This is a genomic window from Dialister micraerophilus (genome assembly GCF_947090205.1).
In the GTDB taxonomy this organism is placed as follows: domain Bacteria; phylum Bacillota; class Negativicutes; order Veillonellales; family Dialisteraceae; genus Dialister; species Dialister micraerophilus.
In genome coordinates this window covers 23,689-30,817 of sequence record NZ_CAMUNF010000012.1, presented here as the reverse complement: position 1 = coordinate 30,817, position 7,129 = coordinate 23,689, and the positions used below count along the sequence as shown (strand labels likewise).

Sequence of the window (7,129 nt, the reverse complement as noted above, 5' to 3'; positions counted from 1 at the left end):
ATGCATACGGCTATGTATTGAAGAAAGAATACGAAAAGAATTTCGTAAAATAATATAGCTTATGAAAACAGGTGAGAGAGAAATCTCTTACCTGTTTTTTTATATAAGTAATGTAAAAATAAATATATATAACAATTAATTGAAAAATTGCTTTCACAAGCCACCCAAGACAGTACGACAAATATTTCTACGCAAGTAACAAATATAAGTAATGATATTACAAATCTGAAAGGCGGATTCATTGTCAGTGACGGAACAAAGAGTAAAGAAATTACACTGGGCGGAACTGCAAAAGACAAACTTACCTTTGCAAGCGCAGATAAGAACTTAACCGCTACTTTCAATGAGACAACTAAGACAATCAGCTACGGAGTAAATGTAGCAAACTTAATCGGTGATATTAATAAGTCGGATACAAAGATTACGAATGTAGACTTAACCAATAATCAGACCATCACGAATCTGAAAACTGAAATACAGAACATCACCAATAACGGTACAACGTCAATGAACGGTATAAATTTCTATCTTGGCGGTACATCGAGCGGAACTACATATACACCGTCTGCAAAAGCTGAGGATACATGGAAAAATTCACGTATCGTATTCGGTGAAGGATTGAAAGCTGAAAAATTGAAAGATGCCGGTAACAATGAATATACGAGAATCAGTGCAACAGGCGGAGGACAAGGCGGTAAATCGGCTTATGAAATTTGGAGAGATCATAAAGATGATAAGGGACTCACACCGAATTCAAACAAATCGGAAACAGAATTTTTGGATAGTTTGAAGGGACAGAGCGGTATAAAAGGTGCAGATGGAAAAGACGGTAAATCCGCTTATGAGGTTTGGAGAGATTATAAAGAAGGAAATGATTCACAACCGAATAAGGGCAAATCGGAAAAAGATTTCATGAATTACATGAAAGGAAAAGACTGCTCTGCAGATATTCAACACATAGCGGATAATGTGATAAAAGGATTATCTGCTATGGACGGAAGAATGAATAGCATCAGTGCGGGAGCTGCAGCACTGTCGGCACTTCATCCTGTTTCCAATGAATATAATCCTGATGATAAATTGGACTTCTCGGTAGGATTCGGACATTACAGAGGTGAAAATGCGGTAGCAATAGGTGCTTACTACAGACCCAATCCGAATATGATGGTTTCTCTTGGAGGTGCGTTTAACGGATATGATAATTTGTTGAATGCCGGACTTTCATGGAAACTAGGCAAGGGAAATGAAGTAGCAATGCTTTCGAAAAAAGTGTTGCTTAATGAAGTTATTAGACTTACGAAAATAAATAAAGAAATGGCAGCAAAAATAGAGTTGCAGGAGGAAAAGATAGCACATCAGGAAAGTATGATTAGTGAGCAAGATGCAAGACTGAAAAAGATTGAATCGCTTTTGGCAGTCAAGTAGTACACAAAAAAAGAACTTCGGAAATTTCCGAAGTTCTTTTATTTGCCGATTATATATCGTATTTATATAAATTCTGTTGTGCACTCTTTTTTACGAATTCGCTGAAGTGATCGATAATGTATTCACGCAGCAATACGGCAACGAGTGATAATTTGGTATCTGCTTTCCATGATAAATTCAAGTAGCGGTGGCATTTCGGAGATTCGATTTTTATAACTGAAATTTCGTCTCCGATAGCGCTGTTCCAAGTTATTTCCGGAACTAAAGCAATACCCAGTCCGGCATGTACAAATTCTCTTACGGTGTCGGGACTGTCACTTTCCATAACTATTTTCGGAATAAAACCTGCTTCTTTGCAAAATGTATCTGTTGCGGAACGTAAACCCATACCTTTGGGTGCGGCGATGAAATTTGCATCCGAAAAATCACTCAACTTGGCATTTGTCAAATTTGCATGAGGATCAGAGTTATTTACAATCATTACAAGATTTTCTTTAAACAATGTTACAGTATGATTGTCGTCAATCGGTTCGACACTTGAAAACAATGTTAAATCCATTTGTTTTTGATTTATAATTCCTCTGTTGTTCGGTTGAACAACTTCAAGTAATGCTTTCGGATGTTCCTGTTTGAATTTCATAAGAAAGACGGGAATTGATTTAGATGCAGATAAAATGACTAAACGTACAGTCATCTGTTGCAAGTTTTGTGATTCACTTAATTCTCTTTGAAGAGATTCCAAGTCACGTAAAAAATTTTTTGAGTATTTAAGTAATATTTCTCCGTTTTTTGTAAGTTTTATGTTTCTTCCGTAATGCTCAAACAAGGTTACACCCAATTCATCTTCCAATCCGCGGATACTTCTCGAAAGAGCCGGTTGTGCTATATGTAATTCTTTTGCGGCATTTGTCATATGTTGAAGTTCCGCTGTTTTTTGGAAATAAAGTAGAGTTGTGAAATTGAGTTTCATATGAGTATCCTTTCATCTGTTGTGCCGAATTTAGATAGCACTTGCAAATTTGTTATTATAGTTGTATACTATAAACAGATATAAAAAATATCTTTATATAAATTATGTTCAGTTTAATTTTTAAGTAAGTTTTATGAATGGAACTATAAGTATAAATATTGCTTAATAAATTTTATTATAACATATTTATTATTAGTTTTACATTTTGTTATTAATAAAAAAACGATATTAAAAATGTAAGGAAGGAGCGTGAGTGTAATGACAACATCAAATAATGTTATGAAAAGTAATTTGACTGCAATATTTTCTAATGAATCGGTTTTAAGTAAAGTTGTTATTCAGACCGCGTTCCTGTTTTTGAATTCTATTGAAGCAATCGTATGCGGAATGAAAGCTTGGAAACCGTTGGGAAGAGGTTTGTAGTATTTCATGTATGCTGTCGTCTTTTTTGACGATATTTTGATGAGCGTCAGTAGATTGTAATATGATGGGCATTTTATGTCCGTGTACTTGTTTATTACCGGTGCACTGTGTTTTTATAGTGGATTAAACAAATCATATACCGAATATGTATTGAAGACGCTTATTGCGTCTTTTTGTTATTTTAAGGAGAGTTTTACTTTATGTGGTACGAAATGAAGCGTGATGTCAAGAAAATGGGTTCGATAATGACACCTATTTTAATTGCGCAACTTTCGATTGTTATTATTAACTTTGTGAATACAACCATGTCGGGACATGCGGGAACTTCGGACTTGGCAGGTGTTGCTATAGGTGCCGGTATTTTCGGGCCGCTTATGGCTGCAATTGTAGGTTTTTTGATGGCAGGTTCACCGATTATTGCGCAATACGTAGGTAAGCACAATGTTCATTCTGTTCCGGCAGTTGTTCGTACAGGTCTTTACTTTGCAATTATTATAGGTGCACTTTGTTTTATCGGTTACTTTTTTGCAATAGATTCCCTTTTGTCGGGATTATCTCTTGAACCCGAGGTAGAGCATATAGCAAGATATTATTTATTGTTTATGATCGGTGCGTTATTGGTTATTTCATTGGTTATTCCGTTGCGTTTGGTTATAGATATTGTAGGAAGCGCTTCAATTTCGATGAAATTGTTTATGCTTGCGGTACCTTGCAACATTTTGATGAACTATATATTTATGTTCGGACATTTCGGAATGCCGCGTTTGGGCGGAATAGGTGCCGGAATTGCCACATTATTGACCTATCTCTTCGTTCTCGGTCTTTTTATTGCCGTTATTATGAAAAACGAAGAGTTCATGGGCAAGGAAATTTTCTCCAACTTCAAGCAAGGATTTGTTGATTGGAAAGAATATTTGTCTATCGGAGTACCGAACGGATTGTCAATTCTTATGGAAGAAGGACTTTTCGGTGTAATTTTGATACTTATGACAAAGTTCGGAACGGAAACTCTTGCTGCGTATCAGGTAGCAAGTAACTTTGCAAATTTGTTGTACATTATTCCGCTCAGCTGCTCAATGGCGCTTACAATAATGGTAGCTATGGCTGTAGGTGCACGTAACTATGAATTGGCAAGACGTTACAGACGTGCAGGACTTGCCATTACATTGACTTGTTCTTTGCTGACTATGGCTGCAACCGTATTGTTCGGAAGAGTTATAGCTTCTGCATATACGAGTGAAGCGGTAGTAATAGAATTGGCAAGAGGTTTCTTGATTTATGCGGCAGGCTGGCAATTTTTCGATGCCGTTGCAGCACCGATTCAAGGTGTATTGCGTGGATATAAAGATACTAAAGTTCCGTTTTTACTTACGGTGCTTGCATACTGGGCAATTTGTTTCCCGATAGGTTTCTACTTGGATCATATTTTGAATTTTGAAGCTCATTCATATTGGTTGGGATTGGATTTCGGTGTAGGATGCTCTGCAATTTTCATGGTATGGAGACTTAGAAAAATTGAAGGCAAGTACATTGACGACCTTGAAGACGAAGAAGCTCCGAAGTTTAAATCGTCCTTTGATAAGGCTCATAACAAACGCAGTTACAAACCGCAAAAATCTGTACGTAAATTAACTGCAGAATTATCTAAAGTTGTAGAAAAAGTGCGGTGTGACGGAATAATGAATGCATTTTTTCTGAATAATTTCAGAATATTGATGTGGATATGGAAAAATAAATTTCACGATCTTAAATTGAAAGTTGTAGGAAGAGCATCCAGGGCATACGTGCCATAGGGTCGCTAATGTAAAACCACCCTTTTGAGGGTGGTTTTGTTTTATAAAAAATTTATGAAAATAATTTGAAATTCAAACCGGATATTGCAAGTGAATTTGAATTTAGAATACAAACTTGAGTATGAGTAAATTGTTTTTTCAGTAATAAGTTATTTTAATATGGGGTAAGCGATTAAAAAATTTTTGAAATATTTTATTGTATTTTATTTGTGAATTATAAAATAAAAAAAGTCATTTCATTACGAAATGACTTTTTGTCGTTGCGGGTTCGGAATCAAGTAAAAAAATGGAGCGGGTGAAGGGAATCGAACCCTCGTATCCAGCTTGGAAGGCTGGCGCTCTACCATTGAGCTACACCCGCAGATGGTCGGAGCAGCAGGATTTGAACCTGCGACCCCTTGGTCCCGAACCAAGTGCGCTACCAAACTGCGCTATGCCCCGGCAACGTAATTGATTATATCAGCTAATAAAAATATTGTCAATTTATTTTGCAAACTTTTTTTTAAAAGTGAAAAAAGCTATACAAATGCGTATTTATTATATCACCTTTTAAAAAATTTTTACAAGTATAATAAAAACAGTAAGTAATATTGAACAGGTTTAATTGTTTGTGATATTATTAAGGTGAATTATGAGCGGAGGTGTTCAAATGTCCAAACATATTATTACTATCAACGAATCTTCTTTACAAGATACAATGAAGTTTGAAGGTTGCAGCGAATGTCATACATCGTGTCAATCTGCTTGTAAAACGAGTTGTACCGTAGGTAACATGGTTTGTACCGAACAGGAAGATGCAGAAGTTGCAGCAGAAAAAAGAGCATAATATGAAATCCCGTACTGTGATTGCAAGTGCCTTGTGCTTTTCTCCGTAGAAAATTTTGAGCTTTAAGGCAAGTGTTTTTGAGTTCGGGATTTTTATTGTGTAAAAAAGGAGAGATTTTGTGAGTATCGTAACTCCTATGATTCATCGTTTCAAACAACATGGAATGAATATTGTTTTGGACGTAAACAGCGGTATTGTTCATGTTGTAGATCAAATTACATACGATGTATTGGAATTTTATAAGGGAACAAACAGAAGTGAAGTTTTCAACAAACTTTGCGGTAAATATAATAAGGATGAATTGATTGAAGTCATGGATGAGGCCGATGAGTTGATTAAAGCTCGAAAGCTGTATGCACCTATGGATTCGGCTTACAAAATTGCAGTCAATGACAGACCTATTATAAAAGCTATATGTCTTAATATTGCACATGATTGTAATTTAAGATGTAAATATTGCTTTGCCGGTCAAGGCGGATACGGTAAGTGGCGTATGCTTATGAGCTTTGACGTAGCAAGACGAGCTATAGATTTTTTGATTGCTCACAGCGGACCGCGCAAGCATTGTGAGGTGGACTTTTTCGGCGGCGAACCTTTGATGAATTGGCATGTAATTCAACAAACGGTTACATATATACGTCAGAAAGAAAGAAAACATAATAAAATAGTAAGACTTTCTTTGACAAGTAACGGCATGCTTTTAGATAAAGAAAAAGTCAAATATTTAAATGATAATCATATAAGTCTTATATTAAGTATTGACGGACGGCGTGAAATGCATGATCGTATGCGTCCCGGAGTACATGGTGAAGGCACTTATGACCAAATTGTAAAAAACTTGAAGTATTGCGTAGAGCATAGAAACGGTGAAGAGTACTATGTTCGAGGCACATTTACAAAATATAATTTGGATTTTACAACCGATGTAAAAGATATGGTGGATACAGGATTTCCTGCATTATCCATGGAACCTGTAATAGGCGAAGAAGGTACTGATTATTCAATCACAAAAGAAGATTTGCCGGCAATAAAAAAAGAGTATGAAAAATTGGCAGATTTTTTTATAAAAAGAGAAGAAGAAGGCAGACCGTTTTGTTTTTTCCATTTCAATATGGATTTGTGGAAAGGACCTTGCTTACCGAAACGTCTTCGCGGATGCGGTGCCGGATTTGAATATTTGGCTGTAGTACCGAACGGAGATATTTATCCCTGTCATCAGTTTGTAGGGCGAGACGGATATGTTATAGGAAATGTATATGACGGTTTGAAAAATATGAAAATGATGCGTGAATTTCGTGTAAATCATGTTTTCAACAAACCGGAATGTGTAAATTGCTGGGCAAAATTTTTCTGTTCCGGCGGTTGTCATGCAAATAATGCCGCTTTTACCGGTGATATGCACAAACCGTATAGTCTTACATGTGAAATACAGAGAAAACGTGTGGAATGTGCAATGATGATTCAAGCTTATAACAGTTTAAAAAAGCCGGATGTAATGGCAAGACCCGTAAGCAGGCAAGCAAAATTGAATGTATTGAGAGAAAAAATATAATGAAAACTTCTTATCTTGAGAAAAATTGCTCAATGATAAGAAGTTTTTTATATTGCGTTTCAGCATTACTTGATTATCGATATTTTCGTACTTATTTGTTTGTATGGATATAAGATTTAAGCTATAATGAAGAAAGATAA

General features: G+C 35.9%; 6 protein-coding genes and 2 tRNA genes. 5 read left to right on the top strand and 3 right to left on the bottom strand.

Annotation, left to right across the window (positions count from 1 at the left end; all coding sequences use genetic code 11):
* Positions 1 to 147: 147 nt before the first annotated feature.
* On the top strand, positions 148 to 1,425 hold the full coding sequence (locus P6922_RS05930; protein ID WP_276875039.1) for a YadA C-terminal domain-containing protein: 1,278 nt from the start codon (positions 148 to 150) through the stop codon (positions 1,423 to 1,425).
* 49 nt (positions 1,426 to 1,474) lie between these two features.
* Here the strand turns inward: P6922_RS05930 and P6922_RS05925 are convergent, their stop codons facing one another.
* Complete coding sequence (locus P6922_RS05925; protein WP_007554495.1) at positions 1,475 to 2,395, bottom strand: LysR family transcriptional regulator; 921 nt, start codon at positions 2,393 to 2,395, stop codon at positions 1,475 to 1,477.
* 258 nt (positions 2,396 to 2,653) lie between these two features.
* Here P6922_RS05925 and P6922_RS05920 point away from each other — a divergent pair, with 258 nt between their 5' ends.
* Positions 2,654 to 2,818 carry a hypothetical protein gene (locus tag P6922_RS05920; RefSeq protein ID WP_007554497.1) on the top strand — a complete coding sequence of 55 codons (165 nt, stop codon included), beginning with the start codon at positions 2,654 to 2,656 and terminating at the stop codon, positions 2,816 to 2,818.
* Positions 2,819 to 3,018: 200 nt separating this feature from the next.
* Positions 3,019 to 4,611, top strand: a complete 1,593-nt coding sequence (locus P6922_RS05915) for an MATE family efflux transporter (protein ID WP_007554485.1) — start codon at positions 3,019 to 3,021, stop codon at positions 4,609 to 4,611.
* A gap of 287 nt (positions 4,612 to 4,898) precedes the next feature.
* Here the strand turns inward: P6922_RS05915 and P6922_RS05910 are convergent.
* Positions 4,899 to 4,972, bottom strand: a tRNA-Gly gene (locus P6922_RS05910).
* 3 nt (positions 4,973 to 4,975) lie between these two features.
* Positions 4,976 to 5,052, bottom strand: a tRNA-Pro gene (locus tag P6922_RS05905).
* A gap of 208 nt (positions 5,053 to 5,260) precedes the next feature.
* On the opposite strand from P6922_RS05905, the gene scfA reads away from it, so the two are divergent.
* Together scfA and scfB are read left to right on the top strand one after the other, a co-directional pair.
* Complete coding sequence (gene scfA / locus P6922_RS05900) at positions 5,261 to 5,437, top strand: six-cysteine ranthipeptide SCIFF (protein ID WP_007554502.1); 177 nt, start codon at positions 5,261 to 5,263, stop codon at positions 5,435 to 5,437.
* A gap of 118 nt (positions 5,438 to 5,555) precedes the next feature.
* On the top strand, positions 5,556 to 6,989 hold the full coding sequence (scfB, locus tag P6922_RS05895) for a thioether cross-link-forming SCIFF peptide maturase (RefSeq protein ID WP_276875037.1): 1,434 nt from the start codon (positions 5,556 to 5,558) through the stop codon (positions 6,987 to 6,989).
* The last annotated feature ends 140 nt before the right edge of the window (positions 6,990 to 7,129 follow it).

Excerpts from the sequence above, each read along its gene's own strand:
- P6922_RS05925 (WP_007554495.1), bottom strand. The coding sequence starts at position 2,395 with ATGAAACTCAATTTCACAACTCTACTTTATTTCCAAAAAACAGCGGAA.
- P6922_RS05920 (WP_007554497.1), top strand. The coding sequence starts at position 2,654 with ATGACAACATCAAATAATGTTATGAAAAGTAATTTGACTGCAATATTT.
- P6922_RS05915 (WP_007554485.1), top strand. The coding sequence starts at position 3,019 with ATGTGGTACGAAATGAAGCGTGATGTCAAGAAAATGGGTTCGATAATG.
- scfA (WP_007554502.1), top strand. The coding sequence starts at position 5,261 with ATGTCCAAACATATTATTACTATCAACGAATCTTCTTTACAAGATACA.